Source organism: Paraburkholderia sp. MPAMCS5, from assembly GCF_036016995.1.
In the GTDB taxonomy this organism is placed as follows: Bacteria; Pseudomonadota; Gammaproteobacteria; order Burkholderiales; family Burkholderiaceae; genus Paraburkholderia.
The window spans coordinates 167,791-188,337 of the sequence record NZ_JAYXBK010000002.1; the positions used below are offsets into that span (position 1 = coordinate 167,791).

Sequence of the window (20,547 nt, forward strand, 5' to 3'; positions counted from 1 at the left end):
CGCGGCAGTCTCAGTGCAGCGAGGCGCGCGTCCCGCCGCATCAGCGGGAATCCACCGGGCTGGCGGCTTTCTGCGAATGCGCATCGTACGCCTCCACAATTCGCGCGACGAGCGGATGCCGCACCACGTCCGCGCTCGTGAAGCGCGTGAGCGCGATGCCGCGCACGTCCGACAGAACCTGCTGCGCCTCGATGAGCCCGCTCTTGTGGCCGCGCGGCAAGTCGATCTGCGTTGTGTCGCCGGTCACCACGGCTTTCGAGCCGAAGCCGATCCGCGTGAGGAACATTTTCATCTGTTCCGGCGTGGTGTTCTGCGCCTCGTCGAGAATGATGAACGCGTGATTCAGCGTGCGGCCGCGCATGTACGCGAGCGGCGCGATTTCGATCATCTGGCGCTCGAACATCTTCGTGGTCTTGTCGAAGCCGAGCAGATCGTAGAGCGCGTCGTACAGCGGACGCAGATACGGATCGACCTTTTGCGCGAGATCGCCGGGCAGGAAGCCGAGCCGCTCGCCCGCTTCGACGGCCGGCCGCGTCAGCACGATACGCTTGACCTGGTCGCGCTCCAGCGCGTCCACCGCGCAGGCCACCGCGAGATAGGTCTTGCCGGTGCCGGCCGGACCGACGCCAAAGGTGACGTCGTGCGAGACGATCTGCTTCAGATACTCGCGCTGCGCCGGCGTGCGGCCGCGCAGATCGGCGCGCCGCGTGTACAGCTTCGGGCCGAGTTCTTCCACGTCGTCTTCGCCGACGTCGGCGGGCTGGTCGAACGGATGGTCGGGATTGCCGGGAAAGCCGGGCTCGCCGGCTTCGTCGCCATTGCCATTGCCGTTCGTGCGATGCCGCGCCGGATGGCGCACTTCGACGAGCGCGAGCTGGATGTCGTCGACCGACAGCGGATCGCGCGCGTTGTTGTAGAAGTTTTCGAGCGCGGTGAGCGCGAGTTTCGCGCCGCGCCCGCGAATCGTGATGCGGTGTCCGCGGCGTTGCAGCGTCACGTCGAGCGCCTGCTCGATTTGCCGCAGGTTTTCGTCGAGCGGACCGCAGAGGTTGGCGAGCCGCGCGTTGTCCTCGCGCGGAGCGGTGAATTCCAGATGCGGCTGAGTGGTTTTCAAGGCGATGAGTCGATCCTGTCGGTTTCGGTACGCGGGCGGCGCGGGTGTTGCGTGGGTTCGCGCCGCACCGCGCAGTGCGTCGGACACTGGTCGTGAAAGAGCGTCGGTCAGTGGGTCGTGGCGCTCGCGCCGTTTTCCGCGCGGTCATGCACCAGCACGAGTTCGCCGCGCAGCGAATGTGGGTACGCCTTGACGATTTTCACGTCGACCATCTGACCGATCAGCCGCGCGTGCGACGCCACCGGCGCCGGGAAATTCACCACGCGGTTGTTTTCGGTGCGGCCCGCGAGTTCGTTCGGGTCTTTACGCGCCGGGCGTTCGACCAGAATGCGCTCCACCTTGCCGACCATCGAATCGCTGATGCGCTGCACGTTCTCTTCGATCGTGGCTTGCAGGTGTTGCAGGCGCTTGAGCTTGACCTCGCGCGGGGTGTCGTCGTGCAGATTCGCCGCCGGCGTGCCCGGACGCGGGCTGTAAATGAACGAAAAGCTCGTGTCGTACTTCATTTCGTGCACGAGCGTCATCATTTTCTCGAAGTCTTCTTCCGTTTCGCCGGGGAAGCCGACGATCATGTCCGTGGACAGCGACAGATCCGGACGAATGGCGCGCAGCTTGCGGATCACGGACTTGTATTCGAGCACCGTGTAGCCGCGCTTCATGGCCATCAGAATGCGGTCGGAGCCGTGCTGCACCGGCAGATGCAGGTGGCTCACGAGCTTCGGCACCTTCGCATAGGTGTCGATCAGGCGCTGCGTGAATTCCTTCGGATGCGACGTGGTGTAGCGAATCCGTTCGATACCCGGGATGTCGGCGACGTATTCGATCAGCGTCGCAAAGTCGGCAATTTCCGACGAACCGAGCGTCAGCGCGCCCCGATAAGCGTTCACGTTCTGACCGAGCAACGTGACTTCGCGCACGCCCTGATCGGCGAGACCGGCGATTTCCGTCAGCACGTCGTCCAGCGGACGCGAGACTTCTTCGCCGCGCGTGTAGGGCACCACGCAATAGCTGCAGTACTTGCTGCAACCTTCCATGATCGACACGAACGCGCTCGGACCGTCCACGCGCGCGGGCGGCAGGTGGTCGAACTTTTCGATTTCCGGGAACGTGATGTCAACCTGAGCGCGGCCGCTTTCGCGGCGCTTGTCGATCATTTGCGGCAGACGGTGCAGCGTTTGCGGACCGAACACCAGATCGACGTACGGCGCGCGCGCCACGATCGACGCGCCTTCCTGGCTCGCCACGCAGCCGCCCACGCCGATAATCAGATCAGGATTCGCTTCTTTCAGTTCGCGCACGCGGCCGAGATCGGAGAAGACTTTCTCCTGGGCTTTCTCGCGCACCGAGCAGGTATTGAACAGAATGACGTCCGCGTCTTCGGGCGTGTCCGTCTTGATGAGGCCTTCCGCCGCGCCGAGTACGTCGACCATCTTGTCGGAGTCGTACTCGTTCATCTGGCAGCCAAAGGTTTTTACATAAACTTTCTTGGTCATCGAATTTCGCCGGTCGCAGTGGTTAACCTGGGGGCGCTGTATAAAAGGTCAAGGAGAGGCGAAAACGTGCGCGAAGCCCGTGGAACGGCGCTTTCAGCATCGGGCGGCTCAGGTGGTGCTGGATGGGCCGCGGTCTGCGCACGCTTGCCGTGTAACACAATATTATAGCCCTTCGACGGATACGCTTTCCGCGCCCGCTGCGGCGCGCGGCGGCTCCGGCGGCAAGCCCAGCAGCCTTTCCAGTTCGTCCGATACCCGCGCGAAGCGCTCGCTCAGGAAATCCAGCAGCACGCGCACGCGCGGCGCCATGAAGCGGTTGCGATGATAAAGCGCGTGCAACGGCGCGTCGGGATAGCGCCATTGCGGCAGCAGGATTTTCAGGCCGTCGGCGCGCAGATCCGCTTCCACGTCCCACATCGACTTGATCACAATGCCGTAGCCGCGTACCGCCCATTCGCGGGCGACGGCGCCGTCATTCGTCTCGCGCGCGGTTTCGAGCGGCACCGTGTAGTGCTGCACCTCGTCGCCGCGCGTGAAGCGCCACTCGTTGACCGGCCCGGAACCGGTGCTGAGCACGATGCAGTCGAAACGCGCCAGATCGTGCGGATCTTCCGGCTCGCCCTTGCGCGCGATGTATTCCGGCGACGCGCACAGCACGCGCCGGTTCGGCGCCAGCTTGCGCGCGACGAGCGAGCTGTCCTGCGGCACGCCGAAGCGGATCGCCAGATCGATGTCCTCCTGCACGAGATTCGACAGCGAGTCGGAAAGCGTCAGCGCGAACGTCACTTCGGGATAGAGCGCATTGAATTCGTCGAGCCAGTGCATCAGCAGATTGCGGCCGAAGTCCGACGTCGCGGAAATGCGCACCTTGCCGCGCACCACGCCTTGGCCCGCTTGCAGCGCGGCTTTGGCGTCGTCGAGCGATTGCAGCGCCTGACGGCAGCAGTTCAGATACAGACGCCCTTCGTCGGTGAGCCGCAACTGGCGCGTGGTGCGCTCGAACAGGCGCGCCTTCAGGCCGGTTTCGAGTTTCGCGAGGCGTGCGCTCGCGGCGGCGGGCGTGAGTCCCATCTTGCGGCCCGCCGCCGACAGGCTGCCCAACTGCGCGGCTTCGACGAAAAGGCGAATGTCGCCGAGGTTGTCCATTGCGTTCTTCAAATGCCATTTGAAAATGCTTCAAATGCTACGCCAATTATCAAATCCTCGTCGCGCCGCGACAATCCAGCCCTCGAAAACCCGATGCGGCGCAGTCAGCCGCCCGAAATCATGCAACTCGATCACGCGACCATCGTCACCGCCGATCTCGACGCCGCCTGGCGTTTTTTCGTCGATGTGGCCGGCTTGACGGAGGGCCCGCGTCCGCCGGTTTCCGTCGACGGCTACTGGCTATACGCGGACGGCCGCGCGGTGGTGCATCTGATCCGCGCGACTTCTACGCCGGCGACGAGTGCGGCAACGCCGGCGAGCGCCGCGCCGCGCATCGACCACGTTGCGTTCCGGCTGGACAGCGCCACCGAATGGCAGGCGCTGCTCGCGCGCCTGGGTGCAACCGGCGTCGAGTATCAGCGCGCGCAAGTGCCGCCGATGGCCCCGCAACGCGCCGAAGCGCAGATTTTCGTGGCGCTCGCGCCGGGCGTCGTCGTCGAGTTCGTGACGGCGCTGCATCACGCTCAACCGTAAATTCTGGAGAATTCGCATGCCTATTCCACTACTGGCGCTCGCGATCAGCGCCTTCGCCTTCGGGACGACTGAATTCGTCATCATGGGTTTGTTGCCCGACGTCGCGCGCGATCTGGCGGTGTCGATTCCGTCGGCGGGCTTGCTCGTGAGCGGCTACGCGCTCGGCGTCGCGGTCGGCGCGCCGCTCCTCGCCGTCGTGACGAGCAAAATGCCGCGCAAGCTCGCGCTGCAATTGCTGATGGGCGTGTTCATCGTCGGCAATACGCTGTGTGCGTTGGCGTCGAGCTATTCGGTGCTGATGATCGCGCGCGTGGTGACGTCGTTCGCGCACGGCTCGTTTTTCGGCATCGGCGCGGTGGTGGCGGCCTCGCTCGTGCCGTCCGAAAAGCGCGCGAGCGCGATTGCGCTGATGTTCACCGGCCTCACGCTCGCCAACGTGCTCGGCGTGCCGTTCGGCACGTTCGTCGGCCAGGAATTCGGCTGGCGCGCGGCCTTCTGGATTGTCAGCGGGTTCGGCGTGCTGTCGCTCGCGGGCGTGACGGCGCTCGTGCCCGCTCGGCACGATGCCGGTCCGGCCGGTCTCGGTCACGAAGTGCGCGTGCTGAAAGACCCGCAAGTGTGGACCGCGCTCGCGATGACGGTGCTGGGCTTTGGCGGCGTGTTCGTCGTGTTCACGTATATCGCGCCGATCCTCGAACAGGTGAGCGGCTTCTCGCCGCGCGGCGTCACGCTGATCCTCGTGCTGTTCGGCGTGGGCCTCACGGTCGGCAACACCGTGGGCGGCAAGCTCGCGGACCGCGCGCTGATGCCGTCGCTGATGGGCATTCTCGCGGCGCTCGCGGTGGTGATGGCGATCTTCGCGCGCACGAGTCATTCGCAGATGGCCGCGGCGATCACGGTGTTCGTGTGGGGCATCGCGGCGTTCGCGACGGTGCCTCCGTTGCAGATGCGCGTGGTCGCGAAGGCGGCCAGGGCGCCGAATCTCGCTTCGACGCTCAATATCGGCGCGTTCAATGTCGGCAATGCGGGCGGCGCGTGGCTCGGCGGTCTCGTCATCGGTCACGGCCATTCGCTCGATACGTTGCCATGGGTCGCGGCGGCGGTCAGTGTCGCCGCCTTGCTGCTGACGTGGTTCGCGTCGCGCATGGATCGGCCGGCGGCGCGGCCGGCGAACCGGGGCGTCGTGCAGGTGCGCGAGCGCGTGTGAGGCGCGTGTGAGGCGCGTGTGTGTGGTGCGTTAGATGCGCGTGTGATGCGCTGTAAGCAGGTCAACGCGCGAACGCGTCGGGTTCGTCGACATGCTCCGGCGAACTCGCGCGCCTATGAAAATCCGCACACGCATGCCGAGAAACGTCCTCCGCGATGCTGATAACAGTGTGAAGATAACTTCGTTGGGCGCGGCGGCGCGCGATGCTATCTTGCTTCCACTCACTGCTCGCCCGCCGTCCGGCGGCGCTTCTGGAGGCAATCATGCATTCCCCGCTTGCGCTGGTTCGCGATCCCACAGCCGATGCCGATACGCCGCCGCGTGCCGCCGAACCTTCCGATGCACTCGAACATCTCGTCGGCGTGAATCTCGCGCGTTTGCGCGCCGAGCGTCAGTTGTCGCTCGACGCGTTGGCCCGCGCCTCGGGCGTGTCGCGCGCCATGCTCGCGCAGATCGAGTCGGCGCGCAGCGTGCCCTCGATCAAGGTGTTGTGCAAGGTGGCCGCCGCGCTGAAGGTGTCGGTCGCGGCCTTCCTGCGACGTCACGCGATCAACGGCTTCGAGCATTTGCCGGCGGAGCGCGCGTCGCGGGTCGTCAGTTCGGATGGCCGCTACTCGGCGCGTCCGCTTTATCCCGACAACGAACCGACCGTCGCCGAATTTCACGAGCTGCGGATTGCGCCGCTGCACACGGAGACGGGCACGCGGCGCGCGCCGGGCACGACGGTGAACCTCGTCGTGAGCGAAGGCACGCTCGAAGTCAGCGTGCACGATCAGCGTCAGTTGCTCGCAACCGGCGACGCCATCGTGTTCGACGCCGATCAGCCGCACAGCCTGCGCAATCCCGGCGATACCGAAGCGCGTGCGTTTCGCGTCACGCTGAAGGCCGAGACGCCGCCGCGCTGGGACGTGCCCGCGCCGCAGCACGACGCGGCGCGCGTGGCCGCGCCGGTTTGATCGAAGGCAGGCGGCCCGGCGCGCCCGATGCCCGACTTGAGATCCCGTCCGCGCAGTAGGGTTGCGCTGCAGTTCGCGCGCGGCTGCTGTATGCTTGGCCCGCCGGTTCGTCCGGCAATCAGTGCGTCTTCAGGGCGGGGCGAAATTCCCCACCGGCGGTATGCCGGCAGCGCGAAAGCGTGAGCCGGCGAGCCCGCGAGCGCCCGCAATCGTGTGGCTTTCCGCGAACCGGAAGCCGCCGCGGGGTCAGCAGATCTGGTGAGAAGCCAGAGCCGACGGTCATAGTCCGGATGGAAGAAGATGTGCAGATAGTCATGTTCGTTCCGTGGCGCCGCTGGCACGTCTCGCGGCGCTTCACGGCGCGTCTTTGTCTGTTTGCAATGCCCTGAAACGTTTCTCGCCCAACTTTTGCGATGAGCGTTTCAACTATGTCCCTTGCTACTTTTCCCGCTCCGTCGACCATTGCGCCGGACGCATTCGCCGATCTCCCGCTGCTCGACACTGAAGCCGTTCCGCCGCGTATCGCCGCCGCGCTGCAAGCGCTGCGCGAGGGCCGCGCCGTCGTCCTGCAAGACGACCACGACCGCGAGAACGAAGCCGATCTGATCGTTTCCGCCGAACGTCTTTCCGTCGAAACCATGGCGCTGCTGATCCGCGAGTGCAGCGGCATCGTGTGTCTGTGTCTGCCCGACGAAAAAATCCGCGCGCTCGAACTTCCGCCGATGGCCGTCAATAACGAAAGCCGCCACGGCACCGCGTTCACGGTGTCGATCGAGGCGCGCGACGGCGTGACGACCGGCGTGTCCGCGCTCGACCGCGTGACGACGATTCGCGCCGCGATTGCCGACACCGCAAAGCCCGCCGACATCGTGCGTCCGGGCCACGTATTCCCGCTGCGCGCCATGCCTGGCGGCGTGCTCGCTCGGCGCGGACATACCGAGGGCACGGTGGATCTCGCGATTCTCGCGGGCCTGAAGCCGGCGGGCGTGCTGTGCGAATTGATGAACGCCGACGGCACGATGACGCGCGGCGCGGACGTCGAACGCTTCGCCGCGCAACACGATTTGCCGATGCTGACAATCGCCGAGCTGGTCGAATTCCGTGAGGCGTTGGCGCAGGCGCGCGAGTGTGTCGCCGACGAGGCCTGATATTTTCGGACGCTGCGGCGCGTTTTGATCCGACACGCGCCGCCTGAAAATCAAAAGGCCGACTGCGTAAGCTGTCGGCCTTTTTCGTTGCGGGAGCCAGTGTCCTGGCTGCTGCGGTGACTACGACTGCACGTCGCCAAACTCGCCGCGCACGCCGGCTTCGATCAGCGCGGGCAGTTCGTCCATGTGCATCATGATGCGTGTCATGCCCATGTTGCGCAGCGCGTCCGCATAGCCGGCGGGAATATGACTCGCGCCGACAAACGCAATCGTCTTCATGCCCGCGGCGCGCGCCGCGTTCAGACCTGCCACGCTGTCTTCCACGACGATGCATCGCGATGGCTCGACGCCGAGCGTTTGCGCGGCGAACAGATACACATCGGGAAAAGGCTTGGGCCGCGCGACCTGTTCGGCGCTGAAAATGCGCTCGCCGAAAATCTGCTGCAATCCGGCGCGCCGCACCGACGCGCTCACGCGCGCCATACGGCTGTTCGACACGACCGCGGCCGGCAGCGTCACGCGGTGCAAAGCGTCGCGCACACCGTTGATCGGACTGAGCGATGCCGCGAGCGCAAGCTCGACGTTGTGCTCGATGGTGTTCAGGAAATCGGCAGGCAGCGTAATGTCGAAGGACTTCTCGATGCCTTCGAGAAAACGTGAGGTTTGCTGGCCAAATGCCGTCTTGACGACCGGCTCGAAGTCGAGGCCGGGAAAGGTGGCGGAGAGCGTCTCGACCATGACGCGGTCAGCAATGACTTCACTGTCGACGAGTACGCCGTCGCAATCGCAAATGAGGTGGTCGATCATGCCTGAAGGAACGGAAAGCGAGGACGCGTGGGCAACAAGTAGCTAACTTATGCACACCGGATGAAAGCGCCATGATACGTGCTTTGGCGCGGTGTGCGCCCGCGCCGCCGCTTTCCGCTTCTTCGCGCCGCCTTCAACCCGCGTGCAGATGCAGATAGAGACCCGACGCCACCGCGCCGCCCAGGAGCGGACCACACACTGGAATCCACGCGTAGCGCCAGTCGCTGTCGCGCTTGCCGGGAATGGGCAGCAACGCGTGCATCAAACGCGGCGCGAGATCGCGCGCCGGGCTCATCGCGTAACCCGTGGGACCGCCGAGCGAGATGCCGATGCCGAGCACGAGCAGGCCGACCGGCAGGGCGTCGAGCGCGCCGAGGCCGACTTGCGGCGAAGCCAGATACAGCACGCCGAGAATCAGCACGAAGGTGGCGATCATTTCGGTCAGCAGGTTGTGCGGGACGCTGCGGATCGCGGGCGCGGTGCAGAACACGCCGAGCTTCACGTCGGCGTCGCCTTCCTTCGCGAAGTGCTGGCGATACGCGATCCACACGAGCAGCGCGCCCGCCATGCCGCCGAGCATTTGCGCCGCCACATAGCCCGGCACTTTGGTCCACGCGAACTTGCCGGCAAGCGCGAGGCTCACGGTGACGACCGGATTCAGGTGCGCGCCGCTAAACGACGCGGTGACATAGACCGCGATGAACACTGCCATCGCCCAGCCCATGACGATCACGATCAGGTCCGCGCCCTTGCCCTTGGTGCGCGCGAGCAGCACGTTGGCGACTGCGCCGTCGCCGAGCAGAACGACTAGCGCCGTGCCGATGAATTCCGCAATGTAAGGTGACATGGTTTGGTATCCGAAATATTGTTGTCAGGGAAGCCGCGAGGCGAGCGGCTTCGTTACGGTTGTGTTCGGTTTGGTTTGCGTGACTTGATGGCTGATGCCTGTCCGCAACGGCCGCGCTCAGGGCGTGTCGGCCCAAGCCTTCGCGGCGCGGATCGCGCGCTGCCAGCCGTCGAGGCAATCCTTGACGTCCGCCTGTTGAAGCTCGGGCGAGAAGCGGCGGTCAAGCTTCCACTGGCTTTGCAGTTCGTCCACATCTTTCCAGTAGCCGACGGCGAGACCCGCGAGATACGCCGCGCCCAGCGCCGTGGTCTCCGAAACCTTGGGCCGCACCGCGTCCACGCCGAGAATGTCCGCCTGGAATTGCATCAGCAGATTGTTCGCGCACGCGCCGCCGTCCACGCGCAATTCGCCGATGCGAATGCCGGAGTCGGCTTCCATGGCCTTGAGAACGTCGAGCGACTGATACGCGATCGAATCGAGCGCCGCGCGCGCGATATGCGCCGACGTCGTGCCGCGCGTCACGCCGAACAGCGTGCCGCGAGCGCGGGCATTCCAGTGCGGCGCGCCGAGGCCGGCGAAGGCGGGCACCAGATACACGCCGTCGCAATGCGGCACGCCGCGCGCCAACGTTTCGATTTCCGCCGCGTTCTTGATGATGCCCAGCCCGTCGCGCAGCCATTGCACGACCGCGCCGCCAATGAAGATGCTGCCTTCGAGCGCGTAGTGGATCTGGTCGCCGATCTGCCAGGCGATGGTCGTGACGAGATTGTTTTTCGATTCGATCGGCTTGTCGCCGGTGTTCATCACGAGGAAGCAGCCGGTGCCGTAGGTGTTCTTCACCATGCCGGATTGCGTGCACATCTGGCCGAACAGAGCGGCGTGCTGATCGCCGGCGATGCCCGCGAGCGGAATCTTCGAGGCGAACACGGTGGTTTTGGTCGGCCCATAGATTTCCGACGACGGCCGCACTTCGGGCAACATGCCGCGCGGGATGTCGAGCGCGTCGAGCAGTTCGTCGTCCCACTTCAGCGTGTGGATGTTGAAGAGCATGGTGCGCGACGCGTTGGTCACGTCGGTGACGTGCAGGCCGCCCTTCGTGAAGTTCCACACGAGCCAGCTATCCACGGTGCCGAACGCGAGGCGGCCTTGCTTCGCCTTGTCGCGCGCGCCCTCGACGTTGTCGAGAATCCAGCGGATCTTGGTCGCCGAAAAATAAGCGTCGATCGGCAAGCCGGTCTTCGCGCGAACTTGTGCTTCGAGGCCTTGTTCCTTGAGCTGGTCGCAGAAATCGGCGGTGCGGCGGTCCTGCCAGACAATCGCGTTATAGATCGGATGACCGGTTTCGCGATCCCACACAATCGTGGTTTCGCGCTGATTCGTAATGCCGATGGCGGCGATCGAGGTGCCGTTCATGCCGGCGCGCGTCACGGCTTCGGCGGCGACGCCCGCTTGCGTCGACCAGATTTCCTGCGGGTCATGCTCGACCCAGCCCGGACGCGGGTAAATCTGCTGGAACTCCTTCTGCGCCGTCGACACGACATTGCCTAAGCGGTCGAACAGCATGGCACGCGAACTCGTGGTGCCCTGGTCAAGCGCGAGGATGTACTGATCCTGCATTGTCTCTTCTCCATGCATTTTATGAATTGCCGTACAGCTTACGGCGGCGGAAGCGGCTTGTCGCGTCGAGCCGGCCGTGACCGTGCGTGGCGGGCGGCCGGCTCGATCAAGCCGGAAATGAAGCGATTTTTATTGCTGTAGCGAGCGTGCGGGCGATGAACGGCGTTACGCGCTCTGTCGCTCGGGTTCGCGGGCGAACCATGCGTCGATGTCGCGCGTGACCGGCTCCAGCGTGCCCGGCTCGAGGTGCAGGCCGAGCTTCGAGCGGCGCCACAGTACGTCGTGCGCGCTGCGCGCCCATTCGGTGTCGCGCAGATAGATCAGTTCGGCTTCGTAAAGGCCCGGCGCAAATGCGCGGCCCAGATCGGCGAGCGCGCGCGCGTGGCCGAGCACGTGCTTCACGCGTGTACCGTAAGCGCGCGCGAGGCGGTGCGCGAGATCCGCCGGCAACCACGGGTGCTGGCGCTTGAGTTCGGCAAGAAAACGCTCGAAGTTCGCGCCGGGGATGTCGCCGCCGGGCAGGGGCGCGCGGGCCGTCCACGAAGGCGCGCTGTTGCCGAGCGCGGCCGCGAGTTTGTCGACGGCTTCTTCGGCGAGCTTGCGAAAGGTCGTGATCTTGCCGCCGAACACCGACAGCAGCGGCGCTTCGCCGGCGGGCGCGTCGAGTTCGAGCGAGTAGTCGCGTGTGACGGCGGACGGATTGTCCGCGCCTTCTTCCTCAAGCAGCGGCCGCACGCCGGAATAGGTCCAGCGCACGTCGGCCGGCGAAATTTTCCGCTTGAAGTAGCGATTGATCGAGTCGCACAGGTATTGCGCTTCGTCGGCGTTGATCGCGACCTTGGCGGGATCGCCGCGATATTCGAGATCGGTCGTGCCGATCAGGGTGTAGTCGTGTTCGTACGGAATCGCAAAGATGATCCGCTTGTCCGGATTCTGGAAGATGTACGCGTGATCGTGTTCGAACAAACGCCGCGTGACGATGTGGCTGCCTTTCACGAGCCGCACGCTGTGCGAGGCCGGGCGGCCCAGCGCGCCTTGCAGCAGCGCGCCGACCCACGGGCCGGCCGCGTTCGCGATCGACGCGGCGCGCACGTCGAACGTGCTGCCGTCCGCGCGCTTGAGTTGCGCGCGCCATTCGCCGCCCACGCGCACCGCGCTGATCAGCTTCGTGCGCGTGAGAATTTTCGCGCCGTGCTCCTCGGCGTCGAGCGCGTTGAGCACGACGAGACGCGCGTCGTTGACCCAGCCGTCCGAATACACGAAGCCGCGTTTGATCGAATCGACGAGCGGCGCGCCAGCCGGATGATTGCGCATCACGATGCCGCGCGAGCCGGGCAGCAGTTCGCGCCGAGCCAGATGATCGTAAAGGAAAAGACCCGCGCGGATCAGCCACGCCGGACGCAGATCGGGCATGTGCGGCATCACGAAACGCAGTGGCCACATGATGTGAGGCGCGGCGCGCAGCAACGTTTCGCGCTCCTGCAAGGCTTTGCGCACCAGTCCGAACTCGCGGTATTCGAGATAGCGCAAGCCGCCGTGAATCAGCTTGGTACTCGCCGACGACGTGTGCGCCGCCAGGTCGTCCTGTTCGCAGAGCAGCACGGACAGGCCGCGGCCCGCGGCATCGCGTGCGATGCCCGCGCCGTTGATCCCGCCACCCACGACGAGCAAATCGAATCTCGTGCCTTGCGTCACCTGCTGCGTCTCCTGCCTCGTTGGGAAAACCATCTGGAAATCGGGCAAACCTTGTCCCACCATGCCGAACCCATGCGAACAGTTTGTGTTCGTTTTCGAACTTTAATGAACATATTCGAAAAAGTAAAGTTCGGACGCCCTAAGTGGCCTCGACCGGATGGCCAGGAGAGTAGCGCAACAGGCGGCCACGGACGATACTCTTGGGCAGCAGTCAATTCGAGGTGAAATTCATGCGTGGACTTTTCATGGCGGGGGCCGCCGCGTTGCTCGCCGGATGCGTCGGCTCGCCGAGCCTGAGCGGAACGATGGGCGCGCCGTCGTTCGTCTCGTTGCAGCAAATGTGCAGTGCGCAGGCGGTCGACTACGGCAACGACGCGCAAGGCGTGTATGCGACGCTGTTCGATGCGTATGTGGCGAACCGGCACGGCCGCCTGTCGAAGGACGATTACTGCGCGTTCCAGACGTCGATCGCGCAGCGCTACACGAGCCAAGGCGCGAGCGCAGACCCGCAGGTGCGCAATCAATGGGTCGCGTTCTTCACCGAGCAGCGGGCCAAAGCGCTGAGCTGGCGTGCTGCGGTCGATCCCACGTTGCGCAGCGGCTGAGCGTCTGGTGGAGAACTGGCGGCGCTAATGTGCCCGTTTGGCCGTGGCCACCAACAATTGCCACAAACGCAATCGCCACAAACGCAATGTCCACAAATGAAAGCGGGCGCCGCAATGGGCGCCCGGTTCCAGGCCGGCAGCCTGGATAGCCGCGCGCGACTTTAGCCGCTGGACGCGCGGGCCAACATCCCGGCAATCCGCCGGGGCCGCTTTCAGGAAAGACGTTTGATGGCTCGAAGTGCGCTATCGCCGGATTCCGTTACCCGCCATTGTTCATTGCCCGACGCGAGCCGTTCCAGCTCCACGAGCTGGCGTTCAAGCAGGGCGTCGAGTTCTTCTCGCTCCATGTCCACCTGATTGGGAGCGTCCTTGACGAGCAACAACGTGGCGAATTCGTGCGGACTCAGCATCGTTTCTCTCCATGTCAAGCAAACGCGGACGGCCGTGCAGGCGACTGGCAGTGGCTGCCAGATGGTCCGCAAAAAGTTCGGGCGGGAGGGTACGGCTTACGACTGGTTCACTTCACTGGCCGGCGGCACGCGAATGCGCGTAACGGACGCCGGGGAACTGGAGTGTAGTCAAGCGAACGTTAAACGCCAAACCGGCCCCCGTAAATTTTCCCTTTGACAATTGTCGGCACGAGAGGCGGTTCGAAGCGTGGGGCAAATCCTTGATTTCACTTGAAGTTTCGCGTGCGCTGCAACATGGCCGCGAACGCCTGGTCAGTCGGCCACGTAAACCTGGCAATTGGCGGCGTTGAGCGTTTCGGCCATGTCGGCGGGCGGGGCGGCGTCGGTGAAGAGTGCGTCGATCTGATCGAGATGGCCTTGGCGAACCAGCGCCGGGCGGCCGAATTTCGAACTGTCGGCGGCGAGAAAAACCGTGCGCGCGTGCTGGATGATCGCCTCCGCTACGCGCACCTCGCGGGTGTCGAAATCGCGCAGCGTGCCGTCCGTTTCGATGCTCGATGTGCCGATGATCGCGAAATCCACCTTGAACTGGCGAATGAAGTCGATCGCCAGTTCGCCGACGATGCCTTTGTCCCACGGCCGCACGATGCCGCCCGTCACCAGCACTTCGCAGTCGGGATAGCCGCTCATCATGCTGGCGACGTTCAGATTGTTGGTGATCACGCGCAGGCCGCGATGGCGGTTGAGCGCGCGGGCCACTTCCTCGGTGGTCGTGCCGAGATTGATGAAAAGCGACGCCTGATCGGGAATGTGAGTGGCTACTAGCGCCGCGATGCGCCGCTTTTCGTCGTGGAACATGCGCTGCCGTGCCGTGTACGAAACATTTTCGGAGCTGGTCGGCAGGCTTGCGCCGCCGTGATAGCGGCGCAGCAGGTTCATGTCGGCGAGCCAGTTGACGTCGCGGCGGATCGTCTGCGGCGTCACGTCGAAGTGCGCCGCGAGGTCGTCCACGGTCACGAAGCCGTCGCGTTGCACCCACTCCAGCAGTTCCTGTTGCCGGGCGTTGAGAGTCAGGCGGGGGTCTCGGGTCATGGGTCTCGGGTCGTGGGGTTTTTATCGGCGCTTGCCCGCCGCTCGCACGGCGCGCGGCAGAAATGCGTGAACGAGGGTGCGGGTATTGTAAGACCATCGCGCGGCGAGTCCGCCAACTCGTGCGACATGGACGAGCGCGGCATGATGCTCAGCTTTATTTATTCAGTCGAACTACATGGGCCTCGGCTCGGGCATCCTCGTGCCGGACATGGACATCTCCATGCGGAGCGCGGCGATGTTTCCACGACGGATTGGCTGCGGACTTCTCACTTCCTCGCTTTGCGCGAAGCAAAAAAGCCAGCTCGTTGAGCTGTCTTTTTTATCGCCTGCCGCGCTTACGCTTGCCTCACAGAAACTTTCGTCTATCGTGGAATTGGAACTGCGGCAAATCGGCAAGGTCTGTGCTGGGTTGTCTGCAGAGTTGCACAACAGCGGCTAAGATGCAGACAAGGGGGTAACTCTAATTCACGGCGCTGTACCGACACGGCGAGCCGCAACGCAATGCACTGCCATAGCAGCGGTTTCGAGCATGCTTCACGAGTCGATGCAGTTTTCGGAGCAACACACGATGCACACCGAGCTGAACCATGTCATGCCCTGGCGGATCGAGGATATCGACCTCACGCGCATTGATCGTCAGAAGGCGGTCGCTAACGAAGACCTGCTGTTGCTGCTCTGCGCCGCTTCTTTCATCGAAAGCGGCACCGATCTTTACACCAGTAATCTGAGCCAGTTCTTCGACGGCGATCCGGAAGTTTCCGCGTGGCTGAACAACGAGTGGGAGCCGGAGGAAATGCAGCACGGCCGCGCGCTCAAAACGTATATCGCCTACGTGTGGCCCGAATTCGATTGGGACATCGCGTTTCGCAATTTCATGGACGAGTATTCGCTAACCTGTTCCGTGGAAGATTTCGAAAAGACTCGCGCGCTTGAAATGGTGGCGCGCTGTGTCGTCGAAACGGGTACGGCAACGTTGTATCGCGCGATTGGCGAATGCTCGGACGAACCGGTGCTCAAGGAGATTACCGACAACATTCGCACCGACGAAGTGCGTCACTACAAGCACTTTTTCAAGTACTTCAAGAAGTACAACAAGATCGAAGGCAATGGCCGGCTCGCCGTGCTCGGCGCGTTGATGCGCCGCGTGATGGAGATCAAGAACGAAGATTCGGAGATCGCGCTGCGCCACGTGTTCGCGATTCGCTATCCCGAGCGCGTGCGCGATCAGGCCTACAATCGCGATCGCGCTGCGCGCATCAATGCGCTCGTGCGGCACAATCTGTCGGCCGACATGTGCGTGAAGATGCTGCTCAAGCCGCTCGATCTGCCGGCGAAGATTCAACCCGGCGTACATTACCCTCTCACGAAGATCACGCAGCACGTATTTTTCCGCTGAACGCCCTGGTGTTGAACGGATGGCCCGCAACTGCGGGCCATTTTTGTTTCGAGGCATCATGGCGTGTTGCCACTTCCAACCGGACACCTGCAATGAGCGATTCATCCTTGCCCCAGCGCCCGCTCGACCAAACCGCCTTCGACGAATGGCCCGACGCGGTGCGTGCGCTCTTCGACGGCTCGTCGCTCGCGAGCAAGACAGGTTTTACGGCGTCGCTGTTGACCGTCGATGCGAACCGGCATATCCGCACGTCGCTGCTCGGCGCGGGCGAGTTGTACGCGCCCGATTCGCGCACGCTGTGCATCGCGTTGTGGCCGCAAGCGAGAGCGGCGCGCGCCATGGCGCAAAGCGGACGCGCGGCGCTTTGCTTCGTCTTCGAAGACGCGTTTTATCAGGTGCAGTTGCTTGCCGCGACGCTGCCGCCCGCCGATGGCGATGACAGCGGCCTCGTGTATATGAATTGCTCGATCGATTCGGCCGAGACGCAAAGCGTGCGCTATGCGCGCCTGACGAGCGGCATCACGTTCGAACTGGAAGGAGAGAGGGGGAAGGTGCTCGACCGATGGGAACGGCAGATCGAGCACCTGAAGCGAGCCGCCGCGGCGGCGGGGTGAGCCGCGGCTAGACCTAGCGGCCGCGCTGTCCGCTGCGCACAGGATGCGCGCCACGCGGCGCGTCGCTGCGCGGCTTGGCGCCGCCCAGCAATGCACCCGGATTGCTGCCTTGCGGCTTGCGCGGCGCGTGCTGCGCGCCGCCGCCTTCATGCGCGACAGCGCGCGGACGGTCGTCGTGACGCTGACCTTCGCGGCGCGGCTGACCGCCGTTACCGGCCGGCTTTGCGCCTTGCGCTCTCGGCTGCTGCTGGCCATTGGCCGGATTTTGTCCTGCGCGTTGACCTTGACGCTGGCCCTGGCCTTGGCGCGGAGCCTGACCTTGCGTCTGTCCTTGAGCCGGTCTTGCCGCGCCGCCGTTGCCACCCTTCGGCGCACCCTGACCTTGACGCGGCGAACGTCCGCCGCCGCCGCCCTGGCCGCGACGCAGAATTGGCTCGGGCTTCGCAGTCGGGTCCGGCTCGAATCCGGCGATCACTTCCTGCGGCACCGGGCGCTTGATCAGCTTTTCGATGTCCTTCAGCAATTGCAGTTCGTCGACGCACACGAGCGACACGGCTTCGCCCGTCGCGCCCGCGCGACCCGTGCGGCCGATGCGGTGCACGTAGTCTTCCGGCACGTTGGGCAGATCGTAGTTGACCACGTGCGGCAGTTGATCGATATCGATGCCGCGCGCCGCGATGTCCGTCGCGACCAGCACCTGGAGCGTGCCGTCCTTGAACTCGGCGAGCGCGCGCGTACGCGCCGACTGGCTCTTGTTGCCGTGAATCGCGAGCGCGCTGATGCCGTCCTTCGTCAACTGTTCGGCGAGGCGATTGGCGCCGTGCTTCGTGCGCGTGAACACCAGCACCTGAAACCAGTTGTGCTGCTTGATCAGATGCGTGAGCAACTCGCGCTTCTTGTCGCGATCCACCGGGTGGATTTTTTGCGCGACGGTTTCCGCCGTCGTATTGCGGCGCGCGACCTCGATCAGCGCGGGCGAGTCGAGCAGATTGTCGGCGAGCGCCTTGATCTCGTCGGAGAAAGTGGCCGAGAACAGCAGGTTCTGACGCTTCGGCGGCAGCTTGGCGAGCACGCGCTTGATGTCGTGGATGAAGCCCATGTCGAGCATGCGGTCCGCTTCGTCGAGCACCAGAATCTCGAGATGCGACAGGTCGATGGTCTTCTGCTGCATGTGGTCGAGCAAACGGCCGGGCGTGGCCACGACGATGTCCACGCCGCTCCTGAGCGCGCCGATTTGCGGATTGATGCCGACGCCGCCGAACATCACGGTCGACTTCAGTTTCAGATACTTGCCGTAGGCGCGCACGCTTTCTTCGACCTGTGCGGCCAGTTCGCGCGTCGGCGTGAGGATCAGCGCGCGCACCGCGCGCTTGCCGGACGTCGTGGCGAGCGCGGGCATGGCGTGCAGGCGCTGCAGGATGGGCAGTGTGAAGCCGGCCGTCTTGCCCGTGCCGGTCTGCGCGCCGGCGAGAAGGTCGCCGCCATTGAGCACGGCGGGGATGGCTTGCGTCTGAATGGGCGTCGGAGTGGTGTAGCCGAGTTCGTGTACGGCGCGGACCAGGGGTTCGGACAAGCCGAGGGAATCAAAAGACATAAAAGCTCTTTGCAATGCAGTTTCGCGAACGGCACACAGGGGCCCGGCGGGCACGAATGCGGCATCCATGCGGCGCGAAGGCGCCGCATGGCGTGATCGAGATCGAGGCTGAAGCCTGGTTCCGTTCGCTGAGAAATCGGCGGCACGCTCGTATGCGTGCCGAATGCTTCAACGCGCTATGAAGACACGTTGACTGGCCTTAAGTTGCATTTCGCCGCCGTGGACGTCATGCGACATAGCGCGCGACGCTGACGAATTGACACAGACTGCCCGCCAGTACGAACAGGTGCCAGATACCATGTCCGTGCCGGATGCGCTCGTCGTTGATGAAGAAGTAGATGCCGACGCTGTAGATGACCCCGCCGGCCACGAGCCAGGCAGTGCCCGCTGCCGGTAAGGCTTGAAGCAGCGGACGGACGGCAACGAGCGCGAGCCATCCCATCAGGACATACAACACCATTGAAACGCTGCGGGTGCGTCGCCCGAGCGTCAGTTCCTGCACGATGCCGAGAGCGGCAAGCCCCCAGCTCACGCCGAACAGCGACCAGCCCCACGGCCCGCGCAACGTGACAAGCGTGAACGGCGTGTAGCTTCCGGCGATCAGCAGATAGATCGCCGAATGATCGCATTTCTGCAGCACTGCCTTGACGCGCGGATTGCGCACGCTGTGGTAGAGCGTCGAGATAGCATACAGCACGAACAGCATCGCACCGTACACGCTGAAGCTGACCACCTTGTACGCGTCGCCGTCGACCGCGCCCATTGTCACGAGCGTTGCCAGCCCCGCCACCGACAGCACGGCGCCGACGAGGTGGGAAATGCTGTTGAAACGCTCACCGACATGCACGGGTCTGTCCTCCTGCACGGTTTCATCGGGCGACTGTTGCCCATGATACCGGTCCTCAAAAAACAAGGGCGCGGCCGCGAATGTCGCGGGCCGCGCCCCAGGTGCAACGAACGCTGCTTAGTCGAGCGGCGCCGAACGCAGATCGGACACTTGCTGCGGCGACACGGCGGTGCCGTGGTTGCCCCAGGACATACGGATGTACGTCACGACGGCTGCAACTTCCTGATTCGACAGCGACTGCGCGAACGGCGGCATGCCGTACGGATGCGGGTTCGCGTCCGTGCTCGGCGGATAACCGCCGTTCAGCACCATGCGGATCGGGTTGACCGCCGACGGCATCTGGATCGACTGGTTGTTCGCGAGCGGCGGGAACGACGACGGCATGCCGAGGCCATTTTCCGCGTGGCACTTCGCACAGTTGTCAGCGTAGATCTTCTGACCTTGCTTCAAGAGTTCGCCGCCGAACTTTTCGGACGTTTCGAGTTGCAGCGGCTCCGGTGCCTCGCTCTTCTGCGGAATGGTCTTCAGGTACGTGGCCATCGCGTTGATGTCCGCGTCGCTCATGTATTGCAGGCTGTTGTGAACCACTTCGGCCATCGGACCGAACACTGCGCCGCGGTTCGACACGCCCGTCTTCAGCAGATCGGCGATGTCTTTGGTTTCCCAGTCACCGAGGCCGGCTTCCTTGTTCGACGTGAGCGACGGTGCGTACCAGTTCTGCAGCGGGATCAGGCCGCCGGCGAACGCCGCCGAGTTGACCGGACCGCCCATGGCGTTAATCGACGTGTGGCACATGCCGCAATGGCCGAGGCCTTCGATCAGGTAAGCGCCGCGATTCCATTCGACCGACTTGGTCGGGTCCGCCTTGTACTCGCCTTCACGGAAGAACAGCGTGCGCCAGCCGATCAGCATGTTGCGCTGGTTGAACGGGAACTTGAGTTCGTGCGGACGGCTCGGCACCGCGACCGGCGCGACGGAGCGCAAGTACGCGTAGATCGCGTCCGAGTCGGCGCGCGTGACCTTCGTGTAGCTCGTGAACGGGAAGCCAGGATAGAGCAGGCTGCCGTCTTTCGAACGACCGGTATGCATGGCGCGGTAGAAGTCGTCCTGCGTCCACTTGCCGATGCCGTTTTCGTCGTCGGGCGTGATGTTCGGCGTGAACATCGTGCCGAACGGCGTGGCCATGGGCAGGCCGCCGGCGAACTGCTTGCCGCCGCGCACCGTGTGACAGGCGATACAGTCGCCGGCGCGGGCGAGGTACTCGCCTTTCTTGACGAGCGCGGCCTGGTCGGCGGGCGTTGCCGCCATGGCCGAGCCGTTATGCAGGTTGTCGCCGCCCGACCACAGGACGGGAACGAGTGCAGCAGCCGCGACAACGACAACTGCCGAGAGGGCGAACAAAGACTTGCGTTTCATTTGAGTGTC

General features: G+C 64.3%; 20 protein-coding genes and 1 riboswitch. Of the genes, 8 read left to right on the forward strand and 12 right to left on the reverse strand.

All coding sequences use genetic code 11. The annotated features are described in order from the left end of the window. Positions 1-40: 40 nt before the first annotated feature. From VOM14_RS04760 to VOM14_RS04770, 3 genes are all read right to left on the reverse strand, one after another. Positions 41-1,114: a PhoH family protein gene (locus VOM14_RS04760; RefSeq protein WP_327627598.1), complete on the reverse strand. Its 1,074-nt coding sequence runs from the start codon at positions 1,112-1,114 to the stop codon at positions 41-43. A gap of 107 nt (positions 1,115-1,221) precedes the next feature. Continuing rightward, positions 1,222-2,607, reverse strand: a complete 1,386-nt coding sequence (gene miaB, locus VOM14_RS04765) for a tRNA (N6-isopentenyl adenosine(37)-C2)-methylthiotransferase MiaB (protein WP_327627599.1) — start codon at positions 2,605-2,607, stop codon at positions 1,222-1,224. 162 nt (positions 2,608-2,769) lie between these two features. Next, on the reverse strand, positions 2,770-3,753 hold the full coding sequence (locus tag VOM14_RS04770; protein WP_327627600.1) for a LysR family transcriptional regulator: 984 nt from the start codon (positions 3,751-3,753) through the stop codon (positions 2,770-2,772). Between the two features lie 120 nt (positions 3,754-3,873). Here VOM14_RS04770 and VOM14_RS04775 point away from each other — a divergent pair, with 120 nt between their 5' ends. The 4 genes from VOM14_RS04775 (at position 3,874) to ribB (ending at position 7,598) form a co-directional block, all read left to right on the forward strand. Continuing rightward, positions 3,874-4,287: a VOC family protein gene (locus VOM14_RS04775; protein WP_327628105.1), complete on the forward strand. Its 414-nt coding sequence runs from the start codon at positions 3,874-3,876 to the stop codon at positions 4,285-4,287. Positions 4,288-4,303: 16 nt separating this feature from the next. Beyond that, a complete protein-coding gene (locus tag VOM14_RS04780; protein ID WP_327627601.1) occupies positions 4,304-5,494 on the forward strand; it encodes an MFS transporter in 1,191 nt (396 codons plus the stop codon). 263 nt (positions 5,495-5,757) lie between these two features. After that, positions 5,758-6,450 carry a helix-turn-helix domain-containing protein gene (locus VOM14_RS04785; RefSeq protein WP_327627602.1) on the forward strand — a complete coding sequence of 231 codons (693 nt, stop codon included), beginning with the start codon at positions 5,758-5,760 and terminating at the stop codon, positions 6,448-6,450. A 121-nt stretch (positions 6,451-6,571) separates the two neighbouring features. Beyond that, positions 6,572-6,756: riboswitch (FMN riboswitch) on the forward strand. Between the two features lie 122 nt (positions 6,757-6,878). Next, on the forward strand, positions 6,879-7,598 hold the full coding sequence (gene ribB / locus VOM14_RS04790; RefSeq protein ID WP_327627603.1) for a 3,4-dihydroxy-2-butanone-4-phosphate synthase: 720 nt from the start codon (positions 6,879-6,881) through the stop codon (positions 7,596-7,598). Between the two features lie 120 nt (positions 7,599-7,718). Here the strand turns inward: ribB and VOM14_RS04795 are convergent, their stop codons facing one another. From VOM14_RS04795 to glpD, 4 genes are all read right to left on the reverse strand, one after another. Further along, the gene (locus VOM14_RS04795) at positions 7,719-8,405 is read right to left on the reverse strand and encodes an HAD family hydrolase (RefSeq protein ID WP_327627604.1); all 687 of its coding nucleotides are present in this window, start codon (positions 8,403-8,405) and stop codon (positions 7,719-7,721) included. A gap of 133 nt (positions 8,406-8,538) precedes the next feature. Continuing rightward, complete coding sequence (locus tag VOM14_RS04800) at positions 8,539-9,252, reverse strand: MIP/aquaporin family protein (RefSeq protein WP_327627605.1); 714 nt, start codon at positions 9,250-9,252, stop codon at positions 8,539-8,541. A 117-nt stretch (positions 9,253-9,369) separates the two neighbouring features. Further along, positions 9,370-10,869 carry a glycerol kinase GlpK gene (gene glpK / locus VOM14_RS04805; RefSeq protein WP_327627606.1) on the reverse strand — a complete coding sequence of 500 codons (1,500 nt, stop codon included), beginning with the start codon at positions 10,867-10,869 and terminating at the stop codon, positions 9,370-9,372. 165 nt (positions 10,870-11,034) lie between these two features. Further along, complete coding sequence (gene glpD, locus VOM14_RS04810; RefSeq protein WP_327627607.1) at positions 11,035-12,564, reverse strand: glycerol-3-phosphate dehydrogenase; 1,530 nt, start codon at positions 12,562-12,564, stop codon at positions 11,035-11,037. Positions 12,565-12,794: 230 nt separating this feature from the next. Between glpD and VOM14_RS04815 the strand changes: the two genes are divergently transcribed. Next, positions 12,795-13,169, forward strand: coding sequence for a hypothetical protein (locus VOM14_RS04815; RefSeq protein ID WP_327627608.1), 375 nt, complete (start codon positions 12,795-12,797; stop codon positions 13,167-13,169). 212 nt (positions 13,170-13,381) lie between these two features. On the opposite strand, the gene VOM14_RS04820 is transcribed toward VOM14_RS04815, so the two are convergent. Together VOM14_RS04820 and VOM14_RS04825 are read right to left on the reverse strand one after the other, a co-directional pair. Further along, a complete protein-coding gene (locus VOM14_RS04820; protein WP_327627609.1) occupies positions 13,382-13,579 on the reverse strand; it encodes a hypothetical protein in 198 nt (65 codons plus the stop codon). 312 nt (positions 13,580-13,891) lie between these two features. Continuing rightward, a complete protein-coding gene (locus VOM14_RS04825; protein ID WP_327627610.1) occupies positions 13,892-14,671 on the reverse strand; it encodes a DeoR/GlpR family DNA-binding transcription regulator in 780 nt (259 codons plus the stop codon). Positions 14,672-14,846: 175 nt separating this feature from the next. Here VOM14_RS04825 and VOM14_RS04830 point away from each other — a divergent pair, with 175 nt between their 5' ends. The 3 genes from VOM14_RS04830 to VOM14_RS04840 all read left to right on the forward strand — a co-directional run bounded on the left by VOM14_RS04830 (position 14,847) and on the right by VOM14_RS04840 (position 16,681). Further along, a complete protein-coding gene (locus VOM14_RS04830; RefSeq protein ID WP_327628129.1) occupies positions 14,847-15,110 on the forward strand; it encodes a hypothetical protein in 264 nt (87 codons plus the stop codon). Between the two features lie 129 nt (positions 15,111-15,239). Next, on the forward strand, positions 15,240-16,067 hold the full coding sequence (locus tag VOM14_RS04835) for a ferritin-like domain-containing protein (RefSeq protein ID WP_327627611.1): 828 nt from the start codon (positions 15,240-15,242) through the stop codon (positions 16,065-16,067). Positions 16,068-16,159: 92 nt separating this feature from the next. After that, positions 16,160-16,681 (forward strand): hypothetical protein, encoded by a 522-nt coding sequence (locus VOM14_RS04840; RefSeq protein ID WP_327627612.1) that lies wholly within the window; start codon positions 16,160-16,162, stop codon positions 16,679-16,681. A 13-nt stretch (positions 16,682-16,694) separates the two neighbouring features. Here the strand turns inward: VOM14_RS04840 and VOM14_RS04845 are convergent, their stop codons facing one another. The 3 genes from VOM14_RS04845 to VOM14_RS04855 all read right to left on the reverse strand — a co-directional run bounded on the left by VOM14_RS04845 (position 16,695) and on the right by VOM14_RS04855 (position 20,538). Further along, a complete protein-coding gene (locus VOM14_RS04845) occupies positions 16,695-18,275 on the reverse strand; it encodes a DEAD/DEAH box helicase (RefSeq protein WP_327627613.1) in 1,581 nt (526 codons plus the stop codon). Between the two features lie 226 nt (positions 18,276-18,501). After that, complete coding sequence (gene trhA / locus VOM14_RS04850) at positions 18,502-19,122, reverse strand: PAQR family membrane homeostasis protein TrhA (protein ID WP_327628106.1); 621 nt, start codon at positions 19,120-19,122, stop codon at positions 18,502-18,504. A gap of 117 nt (positions 19,123-19,239) precedes the next feature. Next, on the reverse strand, positions 19,240-20,538 hold the full coding sequence (locus VOM14_RS04855; protein WP_327627614.1) for a c-type cytochrome: 1,299 nt from the start codon (positions 20,536-20,538) through the stop codon (positions 19,240-19,242). Positions 20,539-20,547 lie beyond the last annotated feature (9 nt).